This window comes from Cupriavidus sp. WGlv3, from assembly GCF_023952475.1.
Lineage (GTDB): Bacteria > Pseudomonadota > Gammaproteobacteria > Burkholderiales > Burkholderiaceae > Cupriavidus > Cupriavidus phytorum.
The window spans coordinates 46345-72932 of record NZ_JALHRX010000004.1 but is presented as its reverse complement, the minus strand read 5'-3'; the positions used below and the strand labels follow the sequence as shown (position 1 = coordinate 72932).

The following is a 26588-nucleotide window of genomic DNA, read 5'->3' as shown; positions in this document are numbered from 1 at the left end:
CGTATCGCCCCGGCCATGCAACGGCCCGGCTACCGCAATCCCAGGAGACATGCATGACCGCAGCCAATCCCTTTCGCCGCCAACTGCTCAAGGCCAGTGCCGCGCTGGGTGCGTGCGCGCTGGCACCAACGCTCGCCCGCGCCCAAGCCTGGCCCGCCAAGCCGGTCCGGCTGGTGGTGCCGTTCGCACCGGGCGGCAGCTCGGAGATCGTCGCGCGCTCGACTGCGGCGGAGCTGACCAAGCTACTCGGCGTGTCCGTGTTCGTCGAGAACAAGCCGGGCGCCGCCGGCAATATCGCGATGGCCGAAGTCGCGCGCGCCGATGACAACCACACGCTGATCCTCGGCCATATCGGCACGCTGGCGGTCAATCCCTTCATCTTCCCGAAGCTGCCGTATGACCCCGTCAAGGACTTCCGCGCGATCTCGCTGCTGTCCAAGGTGCCGAGCCTGTACGTGGTCCATCCCGACGTGCCCGCAAAGAACCTGAAGGAATTCGTGGCGCTCGCCAAAAGCAAGCCCGGCAAGCTCAACTATGGTTCGGCGGGCAACGGCAGTGCCGGCCACCTCGCCTTTGAATACCTGAAGGCCGCCTCCGGCACCTTCATCACCCACGTGCCATACCGCGGCAGCGGCCCGCAGATCACCGACCTGCTGTCCGGCCGGCTCGACGCCGCCGCGGTCGGTGCGCCCGCGATCCTGCAGTTCATCAAGGCAGGCAAGGTGCGCTGCATCGCCACCGGCACGACCCAGCGCATCGCGCAGTTGCCCGACGTGCCCACGGTGGCGGAGCAAGGCTTTCCCGGCTTCGAGATGACGCAGTGGTACGGCCTGCTGGCGCCGGCATCGCTGCCGCAGGCCGCCGCCGACAAGCTGGCCGACGCCACCATGAAAGCCGTGAAGAGCCAGAGCTCGGTCGAACGCCTGAGCGCGGACGCGGCCATCGTGGTGGGCGGCACGCCCGCGGAATTCTCGCGCTTCATCGCGCAGGAGCAACAGCGCTGGAAACCGATCATCGCGCGGGCCGGGATCAAGCCGGACTGATATCGGCCACCAACGGCGGGCGCGTCACGGCTTCTTCTGCCTGCAACGGTGCAAAGAACACGGCACTTGGCCGATGCCAGCGGCCGTCGAGTGGAAGCCGAACCCGCTACACGCACCATTTACAAACGATGCGGCTGACGGGCGGGCGTACCGGCGCCGCAGCAACGCGCCGCGACGGTGGCCCGGAACCTGCAAGGGCTTGCTGCCCCGTTCCACCCTTCAGGAGCCCGCCATGAGCATCTTCAAGGACATCCTCAACAAGCTGCTGGGCAAGGACAAGCCCGCGGCCACCACCACCGCGACCACCACCACCCCACCCGCCGCCGGAACGCCGACTTCAGCGGGCGCGCCGGCCGGCACCGCGCCAACGGCCGGCACCGGCGCGGCGCCCGCGGGCAACGTGCAGGGCACGACCGGTACGCCGGCCGGGGCGCCTGCCGGGTCTCAGGCAACGCCGCTGTCGGGCGTCGATGTCGAGGCCATCATGGACCGCATGGCGCAGCAGAGCGGGCAGACGCTGAACTGGCGCACGTCCATCGTCGATACGATGAAGGCGCTCGGCATCGACAGCAGCCTGGAACACCGCAAGGAACTGGCGCGCGAGCTGCACTACAGCGGCGACATGAACGATTCCGCGGCGATGAACGTGTGGCTGCACAAGCGCCTGATGCAGGAACTGGCCGCCAACGGCGGCAAGCTGCCGAAGGAACTGTCCTGAGTGATGCAGTGAAAGGCGGCGCCGGGCCGGCGCCGCGGCGGTCTCAGTCCGCGATGCCGGCCCAGCGCAGGTGCCTGGCCCAGTCGCCTTCGCTGATCACGCCGGACACGCCCTGCCGCTGGCCGTCGGCGCGATAGAAGTAGGTGCGCGGCATCTCTCCCATCCAGTCGGGGTCGACCGCATAGCGCAGCCGCTCCTGCGGCTCGTGCCCGAACACCCACGCATTGCGCGTGAGCCGTACGCGTTCGAGCATCCTTTGCACCTGCGGCGAGGCGTCGGCACTGTCGGTCGCCAGCGTGACGACGCGCAAGTCCGGATGCCGCGCCCGCAGCTTGCCGAGCGCGTCGAAGTTGCGCTTGCAATAGACGCAATCCAGCGACCACACCACTAGCACGAAGGGCTTGCCCTGCTGGCTGGCGGCGATGCGCGCGGCGCTGGCGGATTCGAACACGGCAACGCGGTCGGCTGCATTGGCGGTGCCGAGCATCAGCGCGCATGTGGCAATGGCGGCGGTAATAGCGGCGGCGAGCAGTTGGCGGCGCGATCGCATCATGCGCCTTCCTGCCCGAGCGCGAACACCTGGAAGCCCTCGGCCTCGGTGCGCCACAGCACGTAGGCGCGGCCGGCGTGCTGCAGCAGGTGCGGCTGGTCGGAATCGCGTTCGGTGCCGGCCAGCTTGCGCGTCTGCCAGGTCTTGCCGCCGTCGTGCGACAGCATGGCGGAAAGCCGCGTCTGCTGGCCGTCGAACGACTTCCACACCACCGCGATGTCGTTGTCGTTCAGCGCGACGATGTCGGCATGCTGTGCACGCGGGTCATCGAGCGGGCGTTGTGCCTGCAGCTTGCCGTCGCGCCAGCGCCCCAGCGACACCGTCGGCTTGCCGTCGCGCACGCTGAACCAGACCATGTGCACCGTGCCGTCAGGCGCCACCGACGCGCCGGGGCCGTGGTGCGGGCAGGCGTCGATGCGCCAGTCGTCGAAGGTGGCGCGCTGCATCGGCGTGGCCTTGCCGTCGGCGCCCAGCAGCGCCAGCGCGTGGTCGCGCGCGTTGGGCGGGAACACATGGCGCCACAGCGCCAGCATCCTGCCGTCGGGCGTGGGCGTCAGCGCGATGCGGCAGCATTCGCACGACTGGTCGGCGATCTTGTAGTCGCCCTGGAAGGTCTTGCCGTGATCGGCCGAGACCGCGTAGTAGATCGCGGCACCGGCATAGGGCTGCTTGCGCGCCTCGGCGGCGACGACGTCGCGCTTGTCGATCCAGCTGACGAAGACGCGCCCGGCCGGGTCCACCGCGAGGGCGTCGAAGCGGTGCGCGATCTGGTCGCGGTTGGCGTGCACCGTCAGCGGTTCGGCAAAGGTCTTGCCGCCATCGCTGGAGCGCGCAAAGCGGATAAAGCCGGTCCATGGCTTGGGCAGCGGCTGGGTCCAGGTGATGTAGACCTGCCCGTCGGCCCCAGTGGCCACCTTGGGGCGGCTTTCATGATCCGCGGCGACGGGCTCTGGCGTGGGGTTGACATGCCGCGCCGCGCTGAAGCTGCGACCGTAGTCCGTCGACGAACGCACCGCGACATGCTGGCCGTCCTTGTAGGCGATCCACAGCTTGCCGTCGCGGTCGAAGGCGGCGCCGGTGCCGAGTTCGCTCATTTTCGGCCTGGCCTGGCCGCCATGGCCGGCGTGGCTGCCGTGCGCCTGCGCGGTAGCGGCGGCCGATGCCAGCGCAACGCAGGCCATCATGCCGGCAGCGATCAGGCGGACTGCGCGGCGGGCGCCTGGCAGGTTACGTGTCAGTGTGTTCACTGGCTCAGAAGGAAAGTTTCGCCTCGGCGTAGAACGTCCGGCCCGGGTACGGGTGGTAGACGTAATAGCGCTGGTCGGTGAGGTTGTCGATGCCAAGCCCGAGCCGCACATTGCGCGCGGGCTTGTAGGTCACCTTGACGTCGAAGGTCAGGAAGCTGCTGGTGCCGCCAAAGGTGTCGGGGTTGGTGTCCGCATTGTCGAGCGTATTGTACTGCCGGCCCGAATAGGTCATCGCCAGCGTGCCGGCCCACGCCGGCGTGAAGCGATAGGTACCCACCAGGTTGGCGCGCCACTTCGGGATGCGGTAGAAATACTTGCCCACCGAGGCCGGGTTGTTGGCGTTCTCCAGCGTCTTCGAATGGTTGTAGGCGCCGCTGGCCGACAGGTCGAAGCCGCGCACCAGCACGTCGCGCCCGTCATAGGCCAGCTCGAAGCCGCGCGTGCGCACCCGGTCGACGTTCTGGAAGCTGGTGACGGTGGGGAATACCGTGGTGTTGGTCTGGCTGACCAGCGCATCGCGGATATCGTCCTCGTACAGCGAGACGCGGAAGTTCGATGCCTCCACCGTGCGTTCGAAGGTCAGGTCCTTCGAGAACGAGCGCTCCGGCCGCAGGTTGGGATCGTTGTTGATCAGCGCGGTGCCGGTGATGCGGCCCTGGAACAGCTCGCTGACGGTGGGGTAGCGATAGGCCTGGCCCAGCGACAGCCGGCCCAGCCAGTCCTGGCCGAACGCCTTCTCCAGCGCCAGCTTGGGCGACCAGTTGGATTCGCTGCGCACCGGATAGCCGATGTCCACGCCGGGCTGGCTGCGGCTGCCGTCATAGGCGCGCCAGTGCTCGTAGCGTACCCCGGGAATCAGCTTCCAGTCCTCGGCGAAGTACCAGGCGTCCTGCGCGTAGAGCGCCTGGGTCTCGGTCTTGCCGGTGAAGGCATTGTTGAACGCGGTGATGGTCGCCGCGCGCCAGTCCGAGGCGTTGTAGGTGGTGTTGCTCAGCCGGTAGTTGTCATAGTGGTAGCCGAAGGTGACCCAGTGCCCGCCGTGCAGGCGCTCCGGGCGGTAGTCGGCCTTCAGGTCGAGCGTGCGCCAGCCGGTGCCGTCGCCATAGGTCACCGTGCCCGGTCCGTTGCCGACGGTGCTGGCGCTGCGGCTCACGTCCTTGCTGACATCGAACAGCGACGCCACGCCGGAAAAATTCCACCCCGTCTGGTTGCGCGTGCGCAGCGACAGGCCGTAGAGCCAGCGCGCATCCTCGCCATTGCCGGGCGCAAACGCGTTAGCCGGAATCACGTACTGGTAGCCGCCGATGTTCACCGGACCGCTGGACACCACATTGCCATTGGCATCGCGCAGGTAACTGCCGGTGGTGTTGGAGCGGTCCTGCTGCCAGTAGGCGGCGGTGAACTGCGCCTGCAGCGTGCTGGTGATGTCGTAGCCGAGCTTGAGCTTGAGCTGGTCCTGCACGGTGTGCGTGACGCCCTCGCTGTTCACGCCCATCACCACGCGGTCGCGGCCGCTCTGGTCCTGGTCGAAATAGGCGCCCGAGACCGGCGTGTCCGTGGCGCCCGCGGGCCGCGTCGAGCGCGATGCGGTATAGAAGCTCAGCGGCTGGCTCTTGCTGTCCTGCCGGTCCACGCTGACCAGCCACGAGAACGCGCCGACGCGGTCGCCCACGTAGGCGTTGGCATGCACCCCGTTGAAGTTATCGTGGGTGCCATACAGGTTGAAGCGCTGCGTGAACAGCTGCACGCTGGCATCGCCCTCGAACTTCTCCGGCGTGCGCGTGGTGATCAGCACCGTCGCGCCCAGCGAATTGCCGGGATACAGCGCCGAATACGGGCCGTACAGCACGTCCATGCGCTCGATCTCGGCGGCATTGACCAGCGACCAGCGCGGCGGGAAGCTGAAGTCCGAGCCCAGCAGGTTGGACAGCAGCAGGCCGTCCGCATAGACCAGCCCGCGCGCCGACTGGCGCGAACTGGTGCTGCGCACCGAGATGATCGAATTCATATCGCCGATAAAGCGCTTGCGCACGGCGAGGTTGGGCGCGTACTTGAGCGCGTCCTCGGTATTGACCACGTTGAAGTCGGCCATGCGCGTGCTGCTGATGCCGTAGGCCGGCGCCGGCGTGTTGGGCGGGATCGCCGGCGTCTCGCCGCGTTCGGGGCGGGCCGATACCACCACCTCCTGCAGCGGCGCGGGCGCCTCAACGGGCGCCTCCACCCCTTGGGAGGCGGCCACGGCGGGGCCCATCAGCACTGCCGAAACGGCCAGTGCAATGCGATTTTTCTTCACTGAATACCTTGTTGTCGTCGTTGTGGGCTCGCAGCGCCTGCGCATCATCAAGCGCTCCTCCCGCGCGTCCCGCCGTCTCTAAATAGCGAGCGCTGACATTTTATGGGCCCGGAAGCCGCTGGCCGATGCGACATAGCGACGCGGCCGGCGCAGCCAAATCCGTATGCATCCGTGTTAACCCGCATATTCAATACGAGGCCTTGTCACTACATTGCCCCGACTGGCGTCAAGCCAGCGTGATGCAGGGAGAGACTGTCGCGGCGTCCGCCGCGCACGGCGCCGAAGGAGCAACCGCCCCGGAAACTCTCAGGCAAAAGGACCGGCATCACCCGTCAGTGCACTCTGAAGAATGCCGGCCGCCATCGTCCGCCCGGCATACCGAAGGAGCAAGCGCGCCCGCCCCGCGGCAAGGCGTCGTGAATCTCTCAGGTCCAGAACAGAGGGGGCGTCCTCCACGCATATTGCGTGCGGACTCCACCCCTTCGACGTTCCCGGAACCTGCAGATCATGAAGACAATCGCTGTCATCGGCGGTGGCATCACCGGTGTCACCACGGCCTACGCGCTGGCCCGGCGCGGATTCTCCGTCACCCTGTTCGAACGGCACCGCTATGCCGCCATGGAGACCTCGTTCGCAAACGGCGGGCAGCTCTCCGCCTCCAACGCCGAGGTCTGGACCCACTGGTCCACCATCGTCAAGGGGATGAAGTGGATGCTGCGCAACGATGCGCCGCTGCTGGTCAATCCCCGGCCCAGTTGGCACAAGCTGTCGTGGTTCGCCGAGTTCATCGCGTCGATTCCCCACTACCGCCGCAATACCATCGAGACCGCGCGCCTGGCCATCGCCGCGCGCGAGCACCTGTTTGCGTGGGCGGCGCAGGAAGGCATCGACTTCGACCTGAAGCGCGCCGGCATCCTCCATATCTACCGCGACCGCGCCGGCTTCGAGCATGCCGGCCGGGTCTCCGCGCTGCTGGCGCAAGGCGGACTGGAGCGGCGCGCGGTGACCCCGCAGGAGATGCGCGCGATCGAGCCGACGCTGGCGGGCTCCTACTACGGCGGGTACTTCACCGAAAGCGATTCGACCGGCGACATCCACAAGTTCACCAGCGGCCTGGCCGCCGCCGCCGCGCGCCTGGGCGTGCGCTGCCTGTATGGCCAGGACGTGCGCGCGGTGCAGACCGACGGCCGGCGCGCCACCATCACCGTGCAGGACGGCAACGATAGCACCACTGCCTCCTTCGACGGCGCCGTAATCTGCGCCGGCACCGCCAGCCGCGCACTGGCCGCCGCGCTGGGCGACCGCGTCAACATCTATCCGGTCAAGGGCTATTCGATCACCGTCAACCTGACCGACGACGCCAGCCGCGCCGCCGCACCGACGGTCAGCCTGCTCGACGACGAAACCAAGCTGGTCACCAGCCGCCTCGGCGACGACCGCTTCCGCGTCGCCGGCACCGCCGAGTTCAACGGCACCAACCGCGATATCCGCGCCGACCGCATCCGCCCGCTGGTGGACTGGGTGCAGCAGTGCTTCCCCGGCGTCAGCACGCGCAGCGTGGTGCCATGGGCCGGGTTGCGGCCGATGATGCCGGACATGCTGCCGCGCGTGGGACGCGGCCGCGCCGCCTGCATCTTCTACAACACCGGACACGGGCATTTGGGGTGGACCTTGTCGGCGGTGACGGCGGAGATGGTGGCGGGGGTGGTGGATCAGGCAATGGGGAGTGCGCCGGCGATGGTGCCTGGGGCGGTTTTGGCGCCGGTGCGGGCGTGAGGCTGCGGGGGTAAAGGGCTCGGCCCGCACGCGCATTTTCAAGAGTCTGCGATTTCTGAATCCGTTTCCCGGATCCAAACTTCGCGCGCCCCTGGAAATGCGACATCTCTCATCGATTCCCCGGTAGCTACAGGAAATACTGGTGGCGTCATCGGAACCACCGATGATCGGGTGTGGAAAGCCCGGATGTTTAAGGTGAACAGGCGTTGCCTTGTAGCAGGCAACGCCTGTGTGTTCGCACGAACCAAGCTGCCCCCCTGGCGGGCCGGGCGAGGCAGCCGCAAGGCTGACCGGTTCCCCACCTCAGACCGGCTTTCCACCCTCGCCGTCTGGCCCGCCGCCCTCATGTGGAAATGAGTGGCGCGCTTTTACGAGTGGGGAATTTATGGCAACGATCGATGAAATCACAAACGACTGTCTTCAGCAGGTTCGCGCGGGAATTGAAGGAGTTCTGGTACTGCTGGATCATGAAAGCGAAAGCTCGGAGGGCTGCTTCAGTGCGCTGTGCCTGCTCGGCATGGTGAAGATGCAGCTGGATGGGCTGATGGTTGAGCGAGAGCGGTTGCAATAGCGGCTCAAGGGTGTGACAGGGGCTTTGGGCTGTCACACCTCCTGGCAACCCTTGGCCGCAGCATCGGGCGGAGATGCTCAGTCAGCCTTGATGTTTGCTTCCTTGCTCACCTTTGCCCACCGTGCCACCTCGTCATTGATTTGCGAGCGCGCCTGATCGGGCGTCGTGTAGACCGGCATGGCACCTTGACTGATTAGCGCGGTCTTCACCTCCTGCTGGGCCATGACATCTTTGAGAGCCGTGCTGAGCTGGTTGATGATCAGTAGTTTCCGGGCTATCCACTTGTATCGGAACCGTCGCTCGCCTCGCTGACTTGGCACCGTCCGACGGCACGCGCTTCGTCTATCCGCCATGCGCCATACGTTCGAGATTGACCAGCGCGTCATACTCATCGCCGCGCAAAATCCCGAGCGCAATGGCTGCCTCTCGTGGCGCAATGCAATGGGTCCTGGCGTAGTTCACGATGTGCGCCGCCTGGTCGTAGCCAATATGCGGATTCAGCGCCGTCGCGGCGAGTAACGGGCTGTCGAGCTGGCGCGCCAGCCTGTTCCGGTCAGGCTCTAGTCCGGGGATCACCCGCTCTGCCACCGTGCGTGCACTGTCCGCGAGCAAGCGAACTGACTGCAGGACGTTGTATATAAGCACGGGCTTGGCCACATTGAGTTCGAAGCTGCCCGAAGCCCCTGCCATGGTCGCGGTCACGTGGTTGCCCGCGACTTGCATGCCAGCCTGCACCATCACTTCCGCGATGGTCGGGTTGCGTTTGCCTGGCATGATCGACGACGTCAGACCGTCATCGGGCATCACCAGTTCGCCAATGCCACAGTGCGGCCCGGAGCTCATCCAGCGCAGGTCGTTGGCGATCTTGATGAACGACACGGCGATCACGTTCAGTGCGCCCGAAAGTTCGAGCAAGGCATCGTGCGCAGCCATGCCTTCGACCTTGCACGGATTGGGCCGAAAAGACAGGCCGGTGAGGCGCCTCGCCTCCCCGCAGAATGCCTCTGCGAAGCCCATGGGGGCGTTGAGCCCCGTGCCTGCCGCCGTGCCGCCCTGCGGCAAGGTGAGCAAGCGTGGCATCGTAGCCTCGACTCTCTCGATGCCGTGCCCTACCTGTGCCGCGAAACCCTCGAAGCTGCGTCCCAGCGTGGTGGGCACCGCATCCATCAGATGCGTCCGGGCCAGCTTGAGGATGTCCGCGAAGGCCACCGCGCGGGTCTGGAGGCTGTCGCGCAGCGCTGACAGTGCAGGCAGCAGCCGCTCCTCGAGCTCGATCACGGCGCTCAGGTGCATCACCGTCGGGAAGCTGTCATTGGAGGACTGCGAGCGGTTCACGTGGTCATTGGGATGGACCGGGCGCTTCGTCCCCAGCGGCTTGCCAAGCCGTTCGTTGGCGCGATTGGCGATGACCTCGTTGGCATTCATGTTGGTCTGGGTGCCCGACCCGGTTTGCCAGATCGTCAACGGGAAGTGCGCGTCGAACGCACCGCTGCGCACCTCCGCCGCTGCGGCAACAATTGCTTCAGCGATAACCGGCTCGAGTTGGCCGCACTTCAGGTTCGCCATCGCCGCCGACATCTTGTGCAGGCCGAACCCATGAATCAGGCACTCGGGAAACCGCTCGGTACCAATATCGAACACGGCCAATGCGCGCTGGGTCTGGGCGCCCCAGTACCGGTCAGCCGGAATGCTGACCGGACCAAATGCGTCGTGCTCTACGCGGGTCTTTGTCATCGCTCAATCCAGCGAGATATTTGCCTTGGCCGCCAGAACCTTCCAGCGCGCGACCTCGCTCTCGGTATGTTTGCCGAGCGCACTGGCCGTGTACTTGTCCGCCGGCAGCATCTGGATGGCCTGCGCCGACAGGCGGTCGGTGAAAGCCTTGTCTTTCATCACCTTAAGGTAGGCGGCCTGCACCTTGTCGATCACCGGTTGCGGCGTTCCTTTCGGGGCGTAAATGCCGTACCACGTGGCGGCCTCGAACCCGGGGGCCACCGTTTCCGCCAACGTCGGCACGTCTTTTAACTGCCCCACCCGCGTTGCCGAGGTGACGGCGAGGGGACGGACCTTGGCTTCCGTGATTTGCGGCAAGGCCGTGTTGGTCTGGTCGAACATGCCATCGACCTGTCCCCCGATCACATCGATCAGCGCGGGTCCCGCGCCCTTGTACGGCACCAGCGAAACCTTGATACCTGCCGCCGACGCGAACATCGCCGCGATGAGGTGTGACGTGGAGCCCATGCCCGCATTGCTGATAAACAGCTTGCCCGGGTTCTGCTTGCCGTACTCGACCAGCGCTTTCACGTCCTTGGCCGGATGGTCCTTGCGGACCATCAGCACCATCGGCGTATCCGGGAAGCGAAATACTGGGGCAAAGTCTTTCACCGGATCGTAGGGCAGCTTCTTGTACAGCGCGGGGGCGGCGCCCATGTAGCCCATGTGCCCGACCAGCATCGTGTAACCGTCGGCCTGAGCGCGGGCCGCCTTGGCCGTCCCTACCGTACCGCCGGCGCCTGGCGAGTTGTCGATGACGATCGACTGCCCCACCTCGCGCGACACGCGTTCGGCAATATTGCGTGCCAACGCATCCGTGGGGCCACCGGCTGCGAACGGGACGATCCACGTGATCGGCTTGGTCGGCCACGCCTGGGCATGGACCGAGGCTGTGGCGGCGAACGTAGCGACGGCGAGTGCAGCGCGCACGAAGTTGGTGAAAGGTTGCATGCTTTGTCTCCTGTATGAGTTTTGTCCTGCAAGAGCTGGGCGCTTGCGTTCAAGCCACTTCGCCGGACAGCGCAACGGCGCGATCCACCATTTGCGGAGCCAGGCCGAGGTAGTTCACCGGGTCCACCATGTGTTCGATGGCAGGGCGATCGAAGTGCTGCGTCACCGCGGGCAACGCCAGAAGCGCTTCTGCCAGCGTGCCGCCCTTCTCGTTCACCGTGCGGCAGGCGTCGTAGACCACGTCATGGGCCTGCTGCCGGCCGATATGCGGAGCCATGCCCATCATCACCGCCTCGGCCACGATCAGGCCCTTCGAAATGCCGAGGTTCTGTGCCATGCGCGGTGCATCGACAATCAGCCCTCCCAGCGCGAACTTCGCCTGGTGGAGTGCGCCGGCCGTCAGGATGAAACTCTCGGGGATGGCGATCCACTCTGCATGCCAGGGGCCGGTGGCGCGTTCGAAGTCCTGCACCATCGCATCCACCATCAGGCCGGCGTGTTGACGCACCGCCTTGGAAGCGGCGAGCATCAGTTCGCTCGAGATCGGATTGCGCTTCTGCGGCATGGTGCTGCTTGCGCCTCGCCCCTTGACGAAGGGCTCGTAGACCTCGGCGAACTCGGTGGAGGCCATGATCATGATGTCCAGCGCAATCTTGCCGAGCGAGCCGGTGATCAACGCCAACAGGTTCACCGATTCAGCAAAGCCGTCGCGCGCGACATGCCACGGAGTGGCCGGCACACCGAGATCCAGTTCCTGAGCCAGGGCGCGCTGCACGTCGAACCCCTTGTCGCCCAGCGACGCAAGCGTGCCGGCGGCGCCTGCAAATTCCACGACGGCCACGCGCGGGCGCAACTCGGCCAAGCGCTGCTGATGGCGGTCGAACATCGCCAGCCAGATCGCTACCTTGTAGCCGAACGTCACCGGCAATGCTTGTTGAAGGTGAGTGCGGCCGGCCATCGGGGTGTTGCGATGCTTGACGGCGAGATCCGCGAGAATTCGCCGCAGTTCGCGGATATCGGCATCGATGCTGTCCAGTGCGTCGCGCACCTGCAAGGCCACGGCGGTATCCATGATGTCTTGCGTGGTGGCGCCCCAGTGGACATACCGACCGGCTTCGCCACACATTTCCACCAATTGGTGTACCAGCGGCAAGATCGGATAGCCGACAATGTCGGTTTCCTCGCGCATATGGTCGAAGTCGATACGCTCGATGCGGGATTCGCGGGCAATGGCCTCGGCGGCGTCCGCGGGAATGACGCCCACGCGAGCCTCCGCCTTGGCCAGAGCAACTTCGACGTCGATGTAGCGTTGAACCAGCGCACCATCCGAGAAAATCTCGCGCATGGCCTTGGTGCCGAAGGCATCGCGGAACAGCGCGGAATCGACGACGGTACTGGCGGCAGGAATCGAGTAGTTGGGCATGGATGTGACCTTATGGCAATCAGGCGGAAATTCGGGTATGTTCGAACATATCCATCATTAAATATGTTCGAACATATCTTGGAAATACGCGTTAACCCTGAACCAGGGACGCTTTAGGTGACGGTTAGAGTGCTGTAAAAGGCAAATGAGCAAATCAAATTCCGCAGAGATCAAGGGCCAATTGCTGGACGGGATCACCTCAGGGCGCTTCGCGGTGGGCACGCTGCTGCCAACAGAGTTCGAGCTATGCGAGCAGTACCAGGCCAGTCGCTACACGATCCGTGCGGTGCTGCAAGAACTGCAGGACCTGGGGTTGGTATCGCGCCGCAAGAACGTCGGCACCCGCGTGGAAGCCATGCGGCCAAAGGCGGTGTTCAAGCCGACGCTGGCGTCCGTGGAAGACCTGATGCAGTTTGGTGAAACGCACCGCCGCGTGGTGCAGTCGGTGGAAACGGCGACCGCGCCGGCGGAAGTAGCAGCGGACCTTGGAGGTGCGCCCGATACGTTGTGGCTGCGCATTTCAAGCGTACGACTTGACGAGGACGCCAGCGCTGCACCAATGGCCTGGACCGACATCTATATCGACGCAAGCTATGCCGACATCGGGCCCATCGTCCGCGACACACCGGACGTCCTGGTCAGCGCCTTGATCGAGTCACGCCACGGCCGACGGATAGCCGAGATCGAACAGGACGTACGAGCCTCGACGCTGCAGGATTCGCGCATCGGCCATGCACTGGGCCTGGAGTTGGGATCGCCTGTACTGAAGATCGTGCGCCGCTATTTCGACGAGGCCGGCGAAACATTCGAGGTGTCCGTGACCATTCATCCCGCGGAAACATTCTCCGTTACGACTCGCATGAAACGCACGGCGGGCTAATACTCTAAGCGAATCGGGCGTCGGCTCAGCGTTCCAGCCAGGCGTGCTTCGCTGCGAAGCGCTGCACGACAGAAGTCTGTCCATTAAACTAGTCAAAATTCGAACTTTTGCCTAGAATACTGGACATATGCCTGCCTTTACCGATACCACCTCAGTCCTTGAGCGCCACTTGCTCCTGCAACTCGGCGACCGCATCAAACGCCTGCGGAAAGCCCAGGGCCTTGGCACGGTCGAGATGGCCAAGCGCGTCGGCATCTCCCGCACGACTCTCGCTGCGGTTGAGGCAGGCGACCCCGCGCCAACCATGGGCACATATCTGCGTGTCATGTCCGTGCTGGGGGTTGCCGGTGACCTTGCACTGCTGGTCAGCGACACGTTCCAACCGGCGCCGGCTAACTCTGCGGCCGCCTCATCCAAGCGAGCCATTCCGCAGGTTCAGATTCGGGTCAGGACTGATCCAGGCCGCCATGAAGCTCAAGACTTGCAGAGCATGGCGCTGCACAAGGAAGCGATCCGCCTGATTCAGGATGACCCCGCGCTACTGGAGCGGGCCCGGGAACTACTCAGGCGATGGCGCGCGCAGGGAGACTCGCGGTCTGATTCACTCTGGTCCGAGTGGGAAACGATTCTTGCGAACCGGTCGTGGCGCAAAGCACTTGGACGAACGCGGCGTGCCCAGGAGCTGCGCCAAGCGTCTCCCCTGCCCACGCTGTTACCGGATGCCCTTCGGCAGCAAGTGCTGGCAGAGATTCAGGCGCTGAAAAAAGGCGTTGTCCTTGGGGATCAGGAATGAAGCGGGAAGATCTGGAGCACATCATTCGAGCTGCTGCCGAGATCACGAACGAATATGAGTTCGTTGTCGTTGGCAGCCAATCCATCCTGGGGCTCATCCCTAATCCCCCGGCGGTTTTCACGATGTCCGCGGAGGCCGACATATACCCGCTTAACCTATGCAACTGAACCCGCGCCAACTCGAAGCCTTCCGTAGTGTCATGGTCTCCGGCAGCATGACCGTTGCCGCGGAACTGCTGAAGATCAGTCAGCCCGCGGTCAGCTCGCTCATCAGGGACCTCGAGAAGAGGCTGGAAATTCGCTTGTTTCGAAGGGAAGGCAATCGCCTCATTCCGGCAGCGGAAGCCCAGCGGCTGTTCCGCGAGGTGGACCGGTTCTATCAGGGCATGGAGCAGATCGAGCGCGTGGCGATGGATCTCAAGTCTGCGCGCATCGGTACGTTACGGGTCGCGTCAATGCATACCTTGGGCCTGAGTTTGCTCAGCGAAGGAATCAAGGAATTTTCGCTTTCTCGCCCCGATGTGGCCGTATCGCTGGACGTGCGCAACTCTCTGGCAGTGCTGGAGCTTGCCGCCGCACATCAAATCGACATCGGCTTTGTGCAGATGTCCGGCAACGAGTACCCGGGGGTGGATGTTTTCCCCTTGCCCAGCGTCGCGGCGGTCTGCGTGCTTCCCCGTGGGCACGCTCTGGCCCGCAAAAGATCATTGAAGATAACTGACCTGCAAGACGAGCCGCTTATTTCTTTGAGTCGCAATAGCCCGGTACGCATGCGTTTGGAGATGGAACTCGAAGCCGCCGGCGTGACCTGCAAACCCGCGGTGGTCACCTCGCTCGGTCACGTGGCGTGCAGTCTGGTTGCTGGGGGCCTTGGCCTGACAGTCGTGGACCCCTTCACCGCTCGCAGGGTGCGCGAACCGGGCGTGGTTTGGCGCCCTTTGTCGCCGCCTGTGGAGTTCCAGTTTTCCATCGTTCTGCCTTCCCATCAACCGAGGTCAAAGGTGGTCGACGATTTCATCAAGGTGGTCAAGGCGCTCTTCAAAGCCAACGCGGCTCTGCCCTAACCCTCTCACGCTGCACCTTCCGCATGTCCGCAACAGCGGACCACGGCTGGGCCTTTCACACCAAGAACTGGACGGCAATCGCACCAAGCCTTTGTCCGAGCACAAGAATTCCTTATGCGCGTCCAACCCCGTCTGTAGTTGTGATGGCCTGACCAAAAATTCATCATCTCGTCATGGAATCGGACTGGCAGGACTGAGCCGTGCGACGTTCTTGCACGCACACGTTGAGGTCCCTTCCGATTTGTTCTTTAGCTGGCTAGAGACGCTCCGCCTCACGGCGCGCGCCTACTGCCTCACTTAATGCCATGACCTCATCCACTTCCCACGAAACACTACTTGCCGAGGCTCGGCTAAGCGCGCCCCCCGCCCCTCGCCTTACCAAGCACTATGCCCTGCCCGGACTAGAGCGTGAGCGCAGGCAATTTCACGAGTTCGTCGCCGTTGATCTTGCCCATACCACCATGCTTGTGGAAGAAGGCATTGTTTCGGCGGACACCGGGCGCGCAATCCTGGAGCAGTTGCTGGCCATCCGGCACATGGAGCCTTCGGAGTTTCCAGTTGATGTGCGCAAAGGTAGCTTCCTGTTACAGGTGGAGTCGTATCTCTTCAGCGCGATCGGGGAGGATGTCGGTGGACAGATGCACACCGGCCGCAGCCGGATTGATCAAGGCGCTACCGTACGCCGCCTGTACAAGCGCAACCGCATTCTGGATGTGATGGACCGGCTCAACGAGTTCCAGGCTGCAGTCGCCGAGCAGGCGCGCCGCCATGCTCACACAATCATGCCTGGCTACACCCATATGCAGCAGGCGCAGCCGTGGGTCTTCGGACATTATCTCCTCAGCTTCAGCTCTCGTCTGCATGACAGCTTTGAGCGTCTGGCTCAGGCCTACCGGCGCGTCAACCGCAATCCGTTGGGCACAGTTGGTCTGGCCGGCACGTCGTGGCCACTTAACCGCGCGCGGACCACGGAACTGCTTGGATTTGATGGCCTGATCGAAAACTCCAAGCTTGGTCGCGAAGCCTTTGACGCGGCGGATGCCATTGGTGCACTGTCCTTCATCATGGCCGACCTGAACGATCTCGCTACCGATCTGCATATCTGGTCCAGCACCGAATTCGGATTGGTTGAATGCGATGACAGCTACTGTGGCACGAGCAGCATCTTCCCGCAAAAGAAGAACCCCGTAGCCCTCGAGACCATCAGAAAGGCCGCCGGCCCTGCAGTAACGTGGCTGGGCGCCGCGCTTGCCACGTTCCGTGCCGAGGGCACCGGCGACCAGGCAATGCGCATCGTCTCTCACATCGATGAAGCATTGTCAACGACCGAGAGCATGCTCGATTTGTTTACGGGGGTAATCGAGACGCTGATCGTGCACCAAGACCGCATGGCGGAATCGCTGAAGGGTAGCTGGTGCACGGCTAGCAATCTTGCGGACGTCATCGTGCGCGAGCGGGGCCTTTCCTTCCGCCAGGTGCACCACATCGTCGCCCGGGCCGTCCGCAACTGCGTGACCCGCGGACTGCGCCCAGACCAATTGACCAGTGCTCGTCTTGACGAGGCTGCGCTCGAAACGGCGGGTATCGCCCTGGTTTTGGGCGACGCCACCGTACAAGAAGCGCTCGATCCGCGTCGCTTTGTCGAAACCCGGATTACCGAAGGAAGCGTCGGGCCGCATCAAGTCGCGCGATTGCTCGAGCGGGCTGCCCAGGAGCGCGCTGCAGACCAACAATGGATAAGTATGGCGCGAACCCGACTGGATCGTTCGCAGCAGATGCTCACCGAAGCCGTCGTCAAGCTGGTTGCTTAAGGCGTTTCGCCAAAGATAATATGCCTAAGGAGAACAGGCTATGTTGAAGTCCGTCGCAGTGTTCATATCCGTCGCAGCACTTTCCGTGTGCGTACGCGCCGAGACCTACCCTTCGAAGCCAATCATGCTCGTTGTGCCCTTCGCGGCGGGCGGTACGGTGAACATGATGGGCCGCCTGGTCGCCGAGCATATGAGCCAAAAGCTGGGCCAGCCAGTTGTCGTGGACAACAAGGCCGGAGCCGGTGGTGCGATTGGTGCCGGGTTCGTGGCCAAGGCTTCCCCCGACGGCTATACCTTGTTGCTGGGCTCGATGGGACAAGCGGTTCAACCTCTGCTTACCAAGAGGCTGTCGTACGATCCTAAAAAGCTCATCCCCATTGCCACGTTCTCGACAGTGTCGAATGTGCTTGCGGTGTCCAGCAAAGCGCCCGCCAAGAGCGTCTCGGAGTTGATCAGCTATGCGAAGGCGAATCCTGGACAACTGAATATGGCCTCGGCTGGGACGGGTTCCATCAATCACCTCATCGGTGAGTTATTCATGGCCCGCACGGGAGTCAACTTCGTCCACGTACCATACAAGGGCGCTGGCCCTGCAGGTGTCGACTTGCTCTCTGGCCAGGTACAACTGATGTTCGCGAATCTGCCGAACGTGCTGACTTTTGCGAAGGCGGGCAAAGTCCGTCTGTTAGCTGTCGCTAGCGAAAAGCGGGACCCAGCTATTCCCGACGTACCGACCTTCGCTGAAGCAGGTGTAAAGGACGCGGTCGTCGAATCATGGTACGGCCTCATGGCACCTGCCGGTACCAAGCCGGATGTCGTGAAGACACTGCAGGATGCGCTGCTGAGTATGACCAGAGACAAGCGCTTCATTTCACAACTAGCGGAGCAAGGCGCCCGACCGTACCCCGGGTCCAGTGCGGACATGATTCAGCTTATTCAGAAGGAAGGGAAGCGCTGGGGTGAAGTGATCGACTACGCCAGGATTTCGCTGGACTGAATCCCGCATTGCCGAGAGGAACGGCGTATTATCGGTGGCATTCCGCCTGTGACTGCCGGAACGCCTGCGATGACCAACGATCCTCACCTGTCTCCCAAGCTTCACTTGACCGCCGAGCATGGATTCGCCCTGCATGACAGCCGACAGCCTGCTTTTCGCCGAGCGTGGCACCTCCACGACTGCGGCATGCTGTTGTGGCCGCGCATGGGCAGGCTCAAGACGGTTTGGAACGATTCGTCCGGGGAGCCAGACGCACTGCATACCGCTTCGCTGGTGCGCGGTACTGCTGTATTGCTGGATGCATCGACGTCCCACCTGACGGCATCCGAGCACGGCCTTCAGCAGCACGGGGAACTCTATCTGCCGCCCGATCGACTACCCGTGTGCCTACGGTTCGGCGCCATGCACCTGGACGCCGCGACGATCGCGATGCTTGAGGCACTGCTCGCCCCTACGATCTCATGCAACAGCGCGTCCTGGCTCGTGCGCGCCATCGTGGCGCAGATCATGACGAGCCGGCCGCTGGCGATGCCCGAAGAGCCGGCGTCCGTCGCACTGCGCATGGTCCAGCGCTTCCATGCGGCGCTCGAACGCGACATGCCCTTGCCATCGATCGATACTGTGGCCGGCGAACTGGGTATCTCGATCCGACATTTGCAGCGCGCCTGTCAGATCGAGTTCGGCGCGACGCCCGTGACGATACGGCGTCGTATTCTGGCCGAGCACGCACGCAAGCTGATTGCAGGAGGCCGGTCCGCCGCCTGCGTCAGCATGGACCTCGGCTTTGCCTCCAGCGGGCATCTGCACCGGCTGCTGCGCGAGGTGCCGGCGCCGTCGTAGCCTGGCGGCCGACGCCTTCAGGCCGTCATCACAATGGCGTCGACCTCGATCTCCGTCCAAGCCCGGTCCGGTAAGCTCGCCACGCCAAGCGCGCTGCGTGCCGGCAGCGGCTGACCGGGGAATGCTGCGCGCATGACCGCCGAGGCCGCATCGAGCACTGCCGCATGTCGTGTAAAGTCCGGGGCCGCGCGGATGAAGCCACGCAAACGAACGATCTGGACCACGCGCGACAACTCGCCATCGCAAGCCTGCCGCAATATGGCCAGTGCATTCAGCACCGATACTTCGGCGGCATGGCGGGCGAGTTCCAGATCAGCGTCGGTCCGGCATTGGCCGGCCATGGCCACGCCGTTACGCCGGCATACCTGACCGGCAATCGACACCCATTGCGATGTGCCGACCTGGATCGCGCAATACGGCGCATAGCTGCCACGTGGACTTGACACTTCGGGCAACGTGAATCCGGCTGCGGCAAGCCGCGCCTCGGGGGAGCTGTCCGTCATGCATTGCTCCAAGTCACGCTGCCGCTGAGCCAGCATCCGTCAGGCTCGCCCGAATCCGTATGGCGCGGCGCCACGAGAATTTCCGAGGGGCTGCCCATGGCATCGCCTTGCCAGACCGCGATGGAAGACACCTTTCCATCAGGGCCAGCCAGTTCACCCGCCTGGTTCAGAAAGCCCCATAAGGCAGCCGCCGCTATGCCGGTGGCGGCATCCTCTGGATAGCCGGACGACTTTGGAAATTGCCGCGCATGGATTACGGGTCGGCCGTCCGCTTTCGATACGCCAAATGCATAGGGATAGAGCCCGGTCGAGCCGATCGATGCGCAGAGCGACTCCATCGTCGAGAAGTCCGGTTGCAAGCTGTCGAGCACCGCCACGGAAGGCAAGGCGATGAGCGTCTTGACGCGACTCGTCGCGGCATTGGTGGCCGCATACGTACCGGCCGGAAGACCAAGTTGCGCCGCCACTCGGCCCGATGCCCCGGCGTCCAGCGCGTGGGTACGCACCGCCGGCTGCGAGACCCAAACGGATTGCTGTGCATCGTCCCAGTACGCCAGCACGATGCCACTCGGCGTCTCGATGCGCACCGCCGGGGTCGTCCAGCGGCCCCATTGGCGCAACGCCCACAGCGTGCCCACGGTGGCATGGCCGCACATCTCCATCTCGTGCTGCGGAACGAAGAATCGGAAACGCCAGTCGCAACCGATATCACTCGGCAATACAAAGGCGGACTCGTGCCCATATGCGGCAGCAACCCTTCGCATTTCCGCCGCGCTCATGCCGCGGGCATCGGCGACCAGCGGCACCGGATTGCCGCCTCGCCCATCGCGTACAAAGACCCGGATCAGACTGACATTACTCACCTGTAGCTCCCACGGAACCGGCAATCTTGCCCCAGTACGGGATGTCTGCTTGAACCGCGGCCTGCAGTGCGGCGGGTGTACCAGCGCGCGCCGTTACACCTTTGCTCGACAGATCGGCCACGACCGCATTGTCAGAGAGCACCTTGTTCAGTGCTGCATTGAAGCGATCGACGATCGCAGCGGGCGTTCCCTTGGGAAAGGCGATGCCATACCACAGCTGCTGCTGAAAGCCTGGTATGCCCTGACTGGCGAACGTCGGTACATCGGGCAGCAGCGGTGTCGGAGCCGTTACGGCAATGGCGGCAATCTTGTGTGCCTTGATGTATGGCGCCAGTCCCACCGGATTGTCGAACATGATTTGCACCTGTCCACCAATCAGATCAGTGTATGCCGGCGCCGCACCGCGATACGGGACGTGAACCATCGGCACGGCGACGAGCTTCTGAAACTGCTCGCCCATCAGGTGCGACACGGTGCCAACACCAACCGAACCGAAGCTGTGCTGCGCCTTGTCGGCCTTCAGTCTGCTGACAAGCGCCTTGGCATCCGCCACCTGCAAGGTGTTGTTGACGGCCAGCACATAAGGCGACGTGCCAATGAATCCGGCATAGGCGAAGTCCTTTGTCGGGTTGTACGTCAGCTTTGGATACAGCGCGACGCTTACCGCGTGCGTGCTCGTCGTGACCACCCCGGCCGTATAGCCATCGGCCGCAGCCCGCGCGACATAGGCAGACCCAAGCGTGCCGCCCGCGCCGCTGCGATTGTCGACCACGACGGGGCGACCGAGCTCACGCTGCAACCGCGGCTGGATGGAGCGAACCACCAGATCGGTACCGCCGCCAGCCGGAAATGGCACGACCACGGTAATCGGCTTTGATGGCCAGGTCTCCGCATACGCGGCGACGCAACTTGCTGCGGCCGCGGCCGCAAGAACGGCGCAGCTGGCCTTGCGCGTTGAAATGGACAGGATGGACATGTGCACTCCGCTTGTTGGAATGCATGGAGTCTACGAACGTGTCGGGCGGGCTACGAACCGGCATGCGACGTTCAGCCATCCGAAATGCGCATGCGCCGGGGCTTGGAATGACGGCTGGCGCTTGGCGGCCATTCTGCGACAATCGTCGGTCAACGAATGAATGACTCATTTGCGGAGTACACCGGCCATTAGGAGCGGTAAGCGCCCACGCCTGTTTTACGTATCAGGTCCTAATTCGAGCTGCTCAATCAGCCATTGCACGAATGTCCCAACCTTGGGAAGGTGCTTTTCGTTTTGCCGGTATGACAAGAAATGCGTTTCGCGAGCTATGTGAGTGAACTGATCCTCACCAATGGCCATCAGGTCACCGCGCGTCAGTTCGCGCTCAGCGAGACGAATGCTTTCGAGGGCAATGCCCATGCCATCCACTGCCGCGGAGATCGCTAACGCACCGCGGTCGAACGAAGCGCGCGGTCGGTTCGGGCAGATCATGCCGTTGGCGCTGAACCAGTCTGGCCAGCTTACGCGGCTGAGTTGCGAATCGATCAGGGGAAGCTTTTCCATCTGATCCCGCAGCGACTCACCAGTCCGGATCAGCGAAGGCGAACACAACGGAACAATGCGCTCCTTGCCCAACGCTCTCACGATAAGACCCGCCCTAGGGGGGGCAGAGCCATAGGTGATGGCAACGTCTACCTCGCGCGCCTGGGTCAGGTCGATCGCGTCGGCACCTGACGACAGGCGGATCGTGATGTCGCCGTGCGCCTGCATGAACTGCGGCAGCCTTGGGCCAAGCCATTTCACGGCAAAGCTTGGCGCACAGTAGACCGCCAGCACCTGGGATTGCGGTGCCAGTGCAACCTCATTGCAGGCAGCCTCAATGACATCGAAAACGCGGGACAGGCTTTCCTGCAGGCGCTTGCCTTCCGATGTCAATTCCACGCGCCGGGTGCGGCGGTCGAACAGCTTGCGGCCGAAGTACTCCTCCAGTTCCTTGACCTGATGGCTGATGGCGGATTGCGTAAGGTGCAATTCCTTGCCGGCCAGCGTGAAGCTCTCCAGGCGAGCGGCCGCCTCGAACGCACGCAACAACACAAAGTTCGGGACACGTCTCATACGGGTGAACTTATGCATGAACCCAGTTCATGCTTTCATGAACACCCATCGTTTGTCAACACACTTCCCTGCGCCGACTATAAAGCCGTACCGCAGACGGCAGGAAGCGTCCCGCGAATACCAATAGTCCCTAACCTGATTCTCACCGTGGAGTTGACATGGCAGCCGTACTCGAACGCGCCCCGCAGGTTTTCAATACCCAGGAGCGCACGTCCATTTACCAGCCTGAACAGATGGGGCTGATCTACCCGTCGGTCCAGACCTTTGCAACGTTCGCGGAGGAGCGGCAGCATCGCAAGGAACGGCTGGTGGCCGCCTGCCGCGCGTTCGCACTTGAACGTCTCGACTATGGCTTTGCCGGTCACCTGACCGTGCGTGACCCGGAGCACCCCGAGCTTTACTGGACCAATCCCATGGCTGTGCATTTCGCGCAAGTCAACGTCTCGAACCTGATTTGCGCCGACCACGAAGGTCGTGTGGTCGAAGGCGAGTACGCGATCAACCGCGCCGGCTTTGTGTTGCACGCTGCTGTGCACGAGATGCACCAGGACATCGTGGCCATGTGTCACGCCCACACGGAATATGGCACCGCATTTGCCGCGCTCGGCAAGCCCATCGAACCGATCACCCAGGACGCGTGCGCATTCTTCGAGGACCATGTGGTGATTGGCGAGGAAGCCGGCAAGGTAGCCGTCGAGGTCAAGGGTGGGCACAAGGTGGCCAACGCGTTCGCCGGCGTCAAGGCGGCCATCCACCAGAACCATGGCCTGCTGACCGCCAGTCGTCACAGCATCGAGGCAGCCGCCTTCTGGTTCATCGCGCTGGAACGCTGCTGCAAGCAGCAACTGATGATCGAGGCGACCGGCATCAAGCCGCACCTGGTGACGCCTGAACGCGCGCGATACAGCCGCGAGCACGTGGGCAGCGACTACATCGGCTGGCTGCATTTCCAGCCCATCTGGGACCACCTTCGTCTCACCCAGCCCGACATGTTCGACTGACCTTCACCGTTGCACAGGCCGCGCCCTCGCGGTCTCGAAGCGGGCCGCCATCGTCGACGGCGACAGCCACCAGCGGTCCGCTCTCCCATATCCATAACTAAGCCCTAGGAGACCCCCCATGCAAACACCAGCGAGCGTGGTGACGCCCTTCGTCCCCACCGAATCCGAAACCTATTCAAAGGTCATGTGGCGGCTCTTGCCGTTCCTCTTCCTCTGCTACATGTGCGCGTACCTCGACCGGATCAACGTCGGGTATGCGAAGCTGCAGATGATGCAGGACCTTGGCTTGAGCGACGCCGTCTACGGCCTGGGCGCCGGCATCTTCTTCGTGGGCTACCTGCTTTTTGAGGTGCCCAGCAATCTGATCTTGCTGCGCGTGGGCGCACGGCGATGGATCGCACGGATCATGGTGACATGGGGGCTTATCTCTGCCGCGATGATGTTCGTCACGACACCGACGAGCTTCTACATCATGCGCTTCCTGCTCGGCGTGGCTGAAGCCGGTTTCATTCCGGCCATCCTGCTCTACCTGACGTACTGGTTCCCTGCCTCGCGCCGCAGCAAGGTCACCGCCCTGTTCCTGACGGGTATCCCGATGTCCGGCGTCATCGGTGGCCCGCTATCGGGCTGGATCATGAGTTCGATGCACGGCTCACACGGTTGGGCGGGCTGGCAGTGGCTGTTCCTGCTGGAAGGCATTCCCACCGTGCTGATTGGCATCGTGGCCTACTTCTATCTCGACGACAAAGTCGCCGATGCCAAATGGCTCAGCAGTTCGCAGCGATCGATGATCGAGGCGAATCTGGCAGCGGAGAACAAGGGACACGCACTGCACTCCGTGCGCGATGGCCTGACCAATCCGAAAATCCTGCTGCTCAGCGTGATCTACTTTTTCTTCACCATGGGACTTTACGGCGTCAGCTTCTGGCTGCCGACGATCGTCAAAGCCAGTGGCGTATCTAACCCGCTCGACATTGGCTTGCTATCTGCCATTCCCTATGCGGCCGCTACGGTCTCAATGATCCTGGTAGGCCAGAGCTCGGACAGTCGCGGCGAACGGCGTTGGCATTTGACCGTGCCAGGCGTACTCGGCGCGGTGGGCCTCTGCGTGAGTGTCGCCTATGCCAACAACACGGCCGTCGCGATGCTGGCACTGACGATTGGCACGATGGGCATCATGACGACGATTTCCCAGTTCTGGACACTGCCGCCCGCCATTCTCGGGGGCGCTGCCGCAGCGGCCGGCATCGCGCTGGCGAACTCGGTCGGCAGCATTTCGGGGGTGATCAGCCCATACCTGATCGGCTGGGTGCAGACCTCCACAGGTACCACGGGCAATGGCGTGCTGGTGCTTGCTGCAAGCCTGGTCATCGGCGGGGCGCTGGTGTTTGCCGTGCCAGCCAAGCTTGTCAACCCTGACAAGGCCAGCCGTCGATAAGCCGAGGCACTTACGCGGCCGTCTGGCGAGTATCCGAGAAATACTCGTCCAGCCGGCGCGTCAGATTTTCCCGGGCCTGGGTCGTGTGCACATCGGTCAGTTCGGCTGCGCGCGCAGCGTCACCAGCGGCAATGGCCTCGGCAATGGCTTCATGTTCGTCCCAGATGGTCTGACGCTGTTGAGCGGACGACTGCAACACCGCACCCATGGCACGGCGCAGATGCATCCAGTAGTTCTGAGCGCTCTGCTCCAGGAACGGATTCCCCGCCGCACGGTAGATCGCATTGTGGAACTCCATGTCTGCATCCATCATCGCCTTGACGTCCTTGCCGCGAGCGGCGCGACGGCCATTGGCGATGATCTTGGGATCGACCCGGAAGTGGCGCTTGGCTGCCAGCCGGGCAGCCAGTGCATCCAGAGAACCGCGGATTTCGTAGAGTTGGCCCACTGCCTCGGCATCGAGAGGCGTGACGAGAACTCCCCGCCCCGGCGCGTCTTGGACGAAGCCGTCCTTCTTCAGCATGCGCAGAGCCTGAATCACGGGCGAGCGAGATACCTGCATCTGGTCAGCGATCTCTTCCTGGGTGAGGCGTGTGCCAGGCGCAAGCGTGCCATCGCTGATCGCATCGAGAAGCATCTTGTAGACCTCATCGACATAGTCAGGACGGGTCTGAATTTTCGGAAGGGTGGTTGCCATGGTGACTGCCTTTGCACTCTGTATTCAGAGCATTGTGGTCGAGCGGCGCGCCCATTGCAATCTCGGCGGCGAAATGGATTTCCCCTTGACTTTGGGAACGGTCACGCCAACAATCTGAACTCTGAATACAGAGTTCAGAAGACAGTATAGGAATTGGAGATGCCGCAATGAGAGTTTTCTACGACAAGGATGCCGATCTATCGCTGCTGCGCGGCAAGAAGGTCGCGGTTATCGGCTACGGTTCACAGGGCCATGCCCACGCGCTGAACCTGAAAGACAGCCAAATCGATGTTGTGGTCGGCCTGCGTGAAGGAGGGGACTCCTGGCGCAAGGCCCAGGCCGCCGGCCTTTCGGTGGCCAGCATGAGCGAGGCGGCGGGGATGGCAGACTTCGTGATCGTGCTGATTCCCGACGAAACAATTGGCAAGGTCTATCGGGAGTCCATCGCGCCGGCGATCCGCGAGGGGGCGACCCTCGCCTTCGCTCATGGCTTCAACATCCACTATGGGCAGGTTTCGCCTCGTGCGGACCTCGATGTAGTGATGATCGCTCCCAAAGCGCCCGGTCATACGGTGCGGTCGACTTATGTCGATGGCGGCGGTGTTCCCGGGCTCATAGCGGTGGCACAGGACCGTTCGGGACAAGCCCGGGATGTCGCACTGGCTTACGCCTCTGCAATCGGGTGCGGGCGCTCCGGCGTGATCGAGACAAACTTCCGGGAAGAGACGGAGACCGACCTGTTTGGCGAGCAGGCCGTGCTATGTGGCGGCGCAGTCGAACTGATCAAGGCAGGCTTCGACACGCTGGTCGAGGCTGGCTACGCACCGGAAATGGCCTACTTCGAATGCCTGCATGAACTCAAGCTGATCGTCGATCTTATCTACGAAGGCGGAATCGGCACGATGAACTATGGCATTTCCAACAATGCCGAGTTTGGCGAATACCTGACCGGTCCGCGCATTGTCACTGCCGAAACCCGGGCCGCCATGAAAGCCGTGCTGGCTGACATCCAGACAGGTGAATATGCGAAGGCCTTCATCCTGGAAAGCCAGGCCGGCGCGCCCACACTGCAATCGCGCCGGCGGCTGACTGCTGCGCATCCCATCGAAACCGTCGGGGCGAAGCTGCGCGACATGATGCCGTGGATCCAGCGTACGGCGCTGGTCGACAAGACCCGCAACTGACTGATTCCGAGCGCGGCTCACAGGCGTTAACCCGTACTTGCAACGCCCTGGTCCGCGCCTATACTTTGGATACAGAGTTCA

The 26588-nt window shown here is 63.3% G+C and carries 25 protein-coding genes, 1 pseudogene and 2 riboswitches; of the genes and pseudogenes, 14 read left to right on the top strand and 12 right to left on the bottom strand.

All coding sequences use genetic code 11. The annotated features are described in order from the left end of the window. Positions 1 to 53 precede the first annotated feature (53 nt). Positions 54 to 1043, top strand: coding sequence for a Bug family tripartite tricarboxylate transporter substrate binding protein (locus MKD38_RS09260; protein ID WP_252676127.1), 990 nt, complete (start codon positions 54 to 56; stop codon positions 1041 to 1043). 232 nt (positions 1044 to 1275) lie between these two features. Then, positions 1276 to 1761 carry a DUF3597 domain-containing protein gene (locus tag MKD38_RS09255; RefSeq protein ID WP_252676125.1) on the top strand — a complete coding sequence of 162 codons (486 nt, stop codon included), beginning with the start codon at positions 1276 to 1278 and terminating at the stop codon, positions 1759 to 1761. Between the two features lie 43 nt (positions 1762 to 1804). Here MKD38_RS09255 and MKD38_RS09250 read toward each other — a convergent pair whose 3' ends face one another. The 3 genes from MKD38_RS09250 to MKD38_RS09240 all read right to left on the bottom strand — a co-directional run bounded on the left by MKD38_RS09250 (position 1805) and on the right by MKD38_RS09240 (position 5851). Continuing rightward, complete coding sequence (locus tag MKD38_RS09250) at positions 1805 to 2314, bottom strand: TlpA family protein disulfide reductase (protein ID WP_252676123.1); 510 nt, start codon at positions 2312 to 2314, stop codon at positions 1805 to 1807. After that, positions 2311 to 3495 carry a sialidase family protein gene (locus MKD38_RS09245; protein ID WP_252676121.1) on the bottom strand — a complete coding sequence of 395 codons (1185 nt, stop codon included), beginning with the start codon at positions 3493 to 3495 and terminating at the stop codon, positions 2311 to 2313. Before MKD38_RS09245 ends, MKD38_RS09250 begins: the two co-directional genes overlap by 4 nt. 67 nt (positions 3496 to 3562) lie before the next feature. Next, positions 3563 to 5851 (bottom strand): TonB-dependent receptor, encoded by a 2289-nt coding sequence (locus tag MKD38_RS09240; RefSeq protein WP_252676119.1) that lies wholly within the window; start codon positions 5849 to 5851, stop codon positions 3563 to 3565. A 233-nt stretch (positions 5852 to 6084) separates the two neighbouring features. Continuing rightward, a riboswitch (glycine riboswitch) is annotated at positions 6085 to 6183 on the top strand. Further along, positions 6184 to 6301: riboswitch (glycine riboswitch) on the top strand. Positions 6302 to 6358: 57 nt separating this feature from the next. On the opposite strand from MKD38_RS09240, the gene MKD38_RS09235 reads away from it, so the two are divergent. After that, positions 6359 to 7627, top strand: a complete 1269-nt coding sequence (locus MKD38_RS09235; RefSeq protein WP_252676117.1) for a D-amino acid dehydrogenase — start codon at positions 6359 to 6361, stop codon at positions 7625 to 7627. Positions 7628 to 8012: 385 nt separating this feature from the next. Further along, positions 8013 to 8198 carry a DUF1484 family protein gene (locus MKD38_RS09230; RefSeq protein WP_252676108.1) on the top strand — a complete coding sequence of 62 codons (186 nt, stop codon included), beginning with the start codon at positions 8013 to 8015 and terminating at the stop codon, positions 8196 to 8198. Between the two features lie 77 nt (positions 8199 to 8275). Here the strand turns inward: MKD38_RS09230 and MKD38_RS09225 are convergent, their stop codons facing one another. The 4 genes from MKD38_RS09225 to pcaB form a co-directional block, all read right to left on the bottom strand. Continuing rightward, positions 8276 to 8422: a hypothetical protein gene (locus tag MKD38_RS09225; RefSeq protein WP_252676106.1), complete on the bottom strand. Its 147-nt coding sequence runs from the start codon at positions 8420 to 8422 to the stop codon at positions 8276 to 8278. A gap of 118 nt (positions 8423 to 8540) precedes the next feature. Then, on the bottom strand, positions 8541 to 9932 hold the full coding sequence (locus MKD38_RS09220) for a class II fumarate hydratase (RefSeq protein WP_252676104.1): 1392 nt from the start codon (positions 9930 to 9932) through the stop codon (positions 8541 to 8543). A 3-nt stretch (positions 9933 to 9935) separates the two neighbouring features. Continuing rightward, the gene (locus tag MKD38_RS09215) at positions 9936 to 10922 is read right to left on the bottom strand and encodes a tripartite tricarboxylate transporter substrate binding protein BugD (RefSeq protein ID WP_252676102.1); all 987 of its coding nucleotides are present in this window, start codon (positions 10920 to 10922) and stop codon (positions 9936 to 9938) included. Positions 10923 to 10971: 49 nt separating this feature from the next. Beyond that, positions 10972 to 12345, bottom strand: a complete 1374-nt coding sequence (gene pcaB / locus MKD38_RS09210; protein ID WP_252676100.1) for a 3-carboxy-cis,cis-muconate cycloisomerase — start codon at positions 12343 to 12345, stop codon at positions 10972 to 10974. A 145-nt stretch (positions 12346 to 12490) separates the two neighbouring features. Between pcaB and MKD38_RS09205 the strand changes: the two genes are divergently transcribed. The 7 genes and pseudogenes from MKD38_RS09205 (at position 12491) to MKD38_RS09180 (ending at position 18729) form a co-directional block, all read left to right on the top strand. After that, the gene (locus tag MKD38_RS09205) at positions 12491 to 13225 is read left to right on the top strand and encodes a GntR family transcriptional regulator (RefSeq protein ID WP_252676098.1); all 735 of its coding nucleotides are present in this window, start codon (positions 12491 to 12493) and stop codon (positions 13223 to 13225) included. A 127-nt stretch (positions 13226 to 13352) separates the two neighbouring features. Then, complete coding sequence (locus tag MKD38_RS09200; RefSeq protein WP_252676096.1) at positions 13353 to 14018, top strand: helix-turn-helix transcriptional regulator; 666 nt, start codon at positions 13353 to 13355, stop codon at positions 14016 to 14018. Continuing rightward, positions 14015 to 14173 (top strand): annotated as a pseudogene (locus MKD38_RS31220) (DUF6036 family nucleotidyltransferase); the annotation flags it as partial. The gene MKD38_RS09200 and the pseudogene MKD38_RS31220, both read left to right, overlap by 4 nt. A 2-nt stretch (positions 14174 to 14175) precedes the next feature. After that, positions 14176 to 15081 (top strand): LysR substrate-binding domain-containing protein, encoded by a 906-nt coding sequence (locus MKD38_RS09195; protein ID WP_252676094.1) that lies wholly within the window; start codon positions 14176 to 14178, stop codon positions 15079 to 15081. A gap of 305 nt (positions 15082 to 15386) precedes the next feature. After that, positions 15387 to 16892, top strand: a complete 1506-nt coding sequence (gene argH, locus MKD38_RS09190; protein WP_256504772.1) for an argininosuccinate lyase — start codon at positions 15387 to 15389, stop codon at positions 16890 to 16892. Between the two features lie 40 nt (positions 16893 to 16932). Beyond that, the gene (locus MKD38_RS09185) at positions 16933 to 17889 is read left to right on the top strand and encodes a Bug family tripartite tricarboxylate transporter substrate binding protein (RefSeq protein ID WP_252676090.1); all 957 of its coding nucleotides are present in this window, start codon (positions 16933 to 16935) and stop codon (positions 17887 to 17889) included. Positions 17890 to 17958: 69 nt separating this feature from the next. Continuing rightward, positions 17959 to 18729, top strand: a complete 771-nt coding sequence (locus MKD38_RS09180; protein ID WP_252676088.1) for a helix-turn-helix transcriptional regulator — start codon at positions 17959 to 17961, stop codon at positions 18727 to 18729. A gap of 17 nt (positions 18730 to 18746) precedes the next feature. On the opposite strand, the gene MKD38_RS09175 is transcribed toward MKD38_RS09180, so the two are convergent. From MKD38_RS09175 to MKD38_RS09160, 4 genes are all read right to left on the bottom strand, one after another. Further along, positions 18747 to 19232, bottom strand: a complete 486-nt coding sequence (locus MKD38_RS09175) for a RidA family protein (protein WP_252676086.1) — start codon at positions 19230 to 19232, stop codon at positions 18747 to 18749. After that, complete coding sequence (locus tag MKD38_RS09170) at positions 19229 to 20095, bottom strand: PhzF family phenazine biosynthesis protein (RefSeq protein WP_252676085.1); 867 nt, start codon at positions 20093 to 20095, stop codon at positions 19229 to 19231. Before MKD38_RS09170 ends, MKD38_RS09175 begins: the two co-directional genes overlap by 4 nt. After that, positions 20088 to 21071: a Bug family tripartite tricarboxylate transporter substrate binding protein gene (locus tag MKD38_RS09165; RefSeq protein ID WP_252676083.1), complete on the bottom strand. Its 984-nt coding sequence runs from the start codon at positions 21069 to 21071 to the stop codon at positions 20088 to 20090. The genes MKD38_RS09170 and MKD38_RS09165 overlap by 8 nt, the downstream gene beginning before the upstream one ends. 216 nt (positions 21072 to 21287) lie before the next feature. Then, positions 21288 to 22187, bottom strand: a complete 900-nt coding sequence (locus MKD38_RS09160) for a LysR substrate-binding domain-containing protein (RefSeq protein WP_252676712.1) — start codon at positions 22185 to 22187, stop codon at positions 21288 to 21290. 158 nt (positions 22188 to 22345) lie between these two features. Between MKD38_RS09160 and MKD38_RS09155 the strand changes: the two genes are divergently transcribed. Both MKD38_RS09155 and MKD38_RS09150 read left to right on the top strand, forming a co-directional pair. Next, positions 22346 to 23188: a class II aldolase/adducin family protein gene (locus MKD38_RS09155; RefSeq protein WP_252676081.1), complete on the top strand. Its 843-nt coding sequence runs from the start codon at positions 22346 to 22348 to the stop codon at positions 23186 to 23188. A 118-nt stretch (positions 23189 to 23306) separates the two neighbouring features. Then, a complete protein-coding gene (locus tag MKD38_RS09150; RefSeq protein WP_252676079.1) occupies positions 23307 to 24626 on the top strand; it encodes an MFS transporter in 1320 nt (439 codons plus the stop codon). Positions 24627 to 24636: 10 nt separating this feature from the next. Here the strand turns inward: MKD38_RS09150 and MKD38_RS09145 are convergent, their stop codons facing one another. Next, the gene (locus MKD38_RS09145; RefSeq protein ID WP_252676076.1) at positions 24637 to 25323 is read right to left on the bottom strand and encodes a GntR family transcriptional regulator; all 687 of its coding nucleotides are present in this window, start codon (positions 25321 to 25323) and stop codon (positions 24637 to 24639) included. A 167-nt stretch (positions 25324 to 25490) separates the two neighbouring features. Between MKD38_RS09145 and ilvC the strand changes: the two genes are divergently transcribed. Further along, positions 25491 to 26507, top strand: coding sequence for a ketol-acid reductoisomerase (gene ilvC / locus MKD38_RS09140; protein WP_252676074.1), 1017 nt, complete (start codon positions 25491 to 25493; stop codon positions 26505 to 26507). Positions 26508 to 26588: the final 81 nt, after the last annotated feature.

Excerpts from the sequence above, each read along its gene's own strand:
- MKD38_RS09260 (WP_252676127.1), top strand. The coding sequence starts at position 54 with ATGACCGCAGCCAATCCCTTTCGCCGCCAACTGCTCAAGGCCAGTGCC.
- MKD38_RS09255 (WP_252676125.1), top strand. The coding sequence starts at position 1,276 with ATGAGCATCTTCAAGGACATCCTCAACAAGCTGCTGGGCAAGGACAAG.
- MKD38_RS09250 (WP_252676123.1), bottom strand. The coding sequence starts at position 2,314 with ATGATGCGATCGCGCCGCCAACTGCTCGCCGCCGCTATTACCGCCGCC.
- MKD38_RS09245 (WP_252676121.1), bottom strand. The coding sequence starts at position 3,495 with ATGATGGCCTGCGTTGCGCTGGCATCGGCCGCCGCTACCGCGCAGGCG.
- MKD38_RS09235 (WP_252676117.1), top strand. The coding sequence starts at position 6,359 with ATGAAGACAATCGCTGTCATCGGCGGTGGCATCACCGGTGTCACCACG.
- MKD38_RS09230 (WP_252676108.1), top strand. The coding sequence starts at position 8,013 with ATGGCAACGATCGATGAAATCACAAACGACTGTCTTCAGCAGGTTCGC.
- MKD38_RS09225 (WP_252676106.1), bottom strand. The coding sequence starts at position 8,422 with ATGGCCCAGCAGGAGGTGAAGACCGCGCTAATCAGTCAAGGTGCCATG.
- MKD38_RS09220 (WP_252676104.1), bottom strand. The coding sequence starts at position 9,932 with ATGACAAAGACCCGCGTAGAGCACGACGCATTTGGTCCGGTCAGCATT.
- MKD38_RS09215 (WP_252676102.1), bottom strand. The coding sequence starts at position 10,922 with ATGCAACCTTTCACCAACTTCGTGCGCGCTGCACTCGCCGTCGCTACG.
- pcaB (WP_252676100.1), bottom strand. The coding sequence starts at position 12,345 with ATGCCCAACTACTCGATTCCTGCCGCCAGTACCGTCGTCGATTCCGCG.
- MKD38_RS09205 (WP_252676098.1), top strand. The coding sequence starts at position 12,491 with ATGAGCAAATCAAATTCCGCAGAGATCAAGGGCCAATTGCTGGACGGG.
- MKD38_RS09200 (WP_252676096.1), top strand. The coding sequence starts at position 13,353 with ATGCCTGCCTTTACCGATACCACCTCAGTCCTTGAGCGCCACTTGCTC.
- MKD38_RS09195 (WP_252676094.1), top strand. The coding sequence starts at position 14,176 with ATGCAACTGAACCCGCGCCAACTCGAAGCCTTCCGTAGTGTCATGGTC.
- argH (WP_256504772.1), top strand. The coding sequence starts at position 15,387 with ATGACCTCATCCACTTCCCACGAAACACTACTTGCCGAGGCTCGGCTA.
- MKD38_RS09185 (WP_252676090.1), top strand. The coding sequence starts at position 16,933 with ATGTTGAAGTCCGTCGCAGTGTTCATATCCGTCGCAGCACTTTCCGTG.
- MKD38_RS09180 (WP_252676088.1), top strand. The coding sequence starts at position 17,959 with ATGACCAACGATCCTCACCTGTCTCCCAAGCTTCACTTGACCGCCGAG.
- MKD38_RS09175 (WP_252676086.1), bottom strand. The coding sequence starts at position 19,232 with ATGACGGACAGCTCCCCCGAGGCGCGGCTTGCCGCAGCCGGATTCACG.
- MKD38_RS09165 (WP_252676083.1), bottom strand. The coding sequence starts at position 21,071 with ATGTCCATCCTGTCCATTTCAACGCGCAAGGCCAGCTGCGCCGTTCTT.
- MKD38_RS09160 (WP_252676712.1), bottom strand. The coding sequence starts at position 22,187 with ATGAGACGTGTCCCGAACTTTGTGTTGTTGCGTGCGTTCGAGGCGGCC.
- MKD38_RS09155 (WP_252676081.1), top strand. The coding sequence starts at position 22,346 with ATGGCAGCCGTACTCGAACGCGCCCCGCAGGTTTTCAATACCCAGGAG.
- MKD38_RS09150 (WP_252676079.1), top strand. The coding sequence starts at position 23,307 with ATGCAAACACCAGCGAGCGTGGTGACGCCCTTCGTCCCCACCGAATCC.
- MKD38_RS09145 (WP_252676076.1), bottom strand. The coding sequence starts at position 25,323 with ATGGCAACCACCCTTCCGAAAATTCAGACCCGTCCTGACTATGTCGAT.
- ilvC (WP_252676074.1), top strand. The coding sequence starts at position 25,491 with ATGAGAGTTTTCTACGACAAGGATGCCGATCTATCGCTGCTGCGCGGC.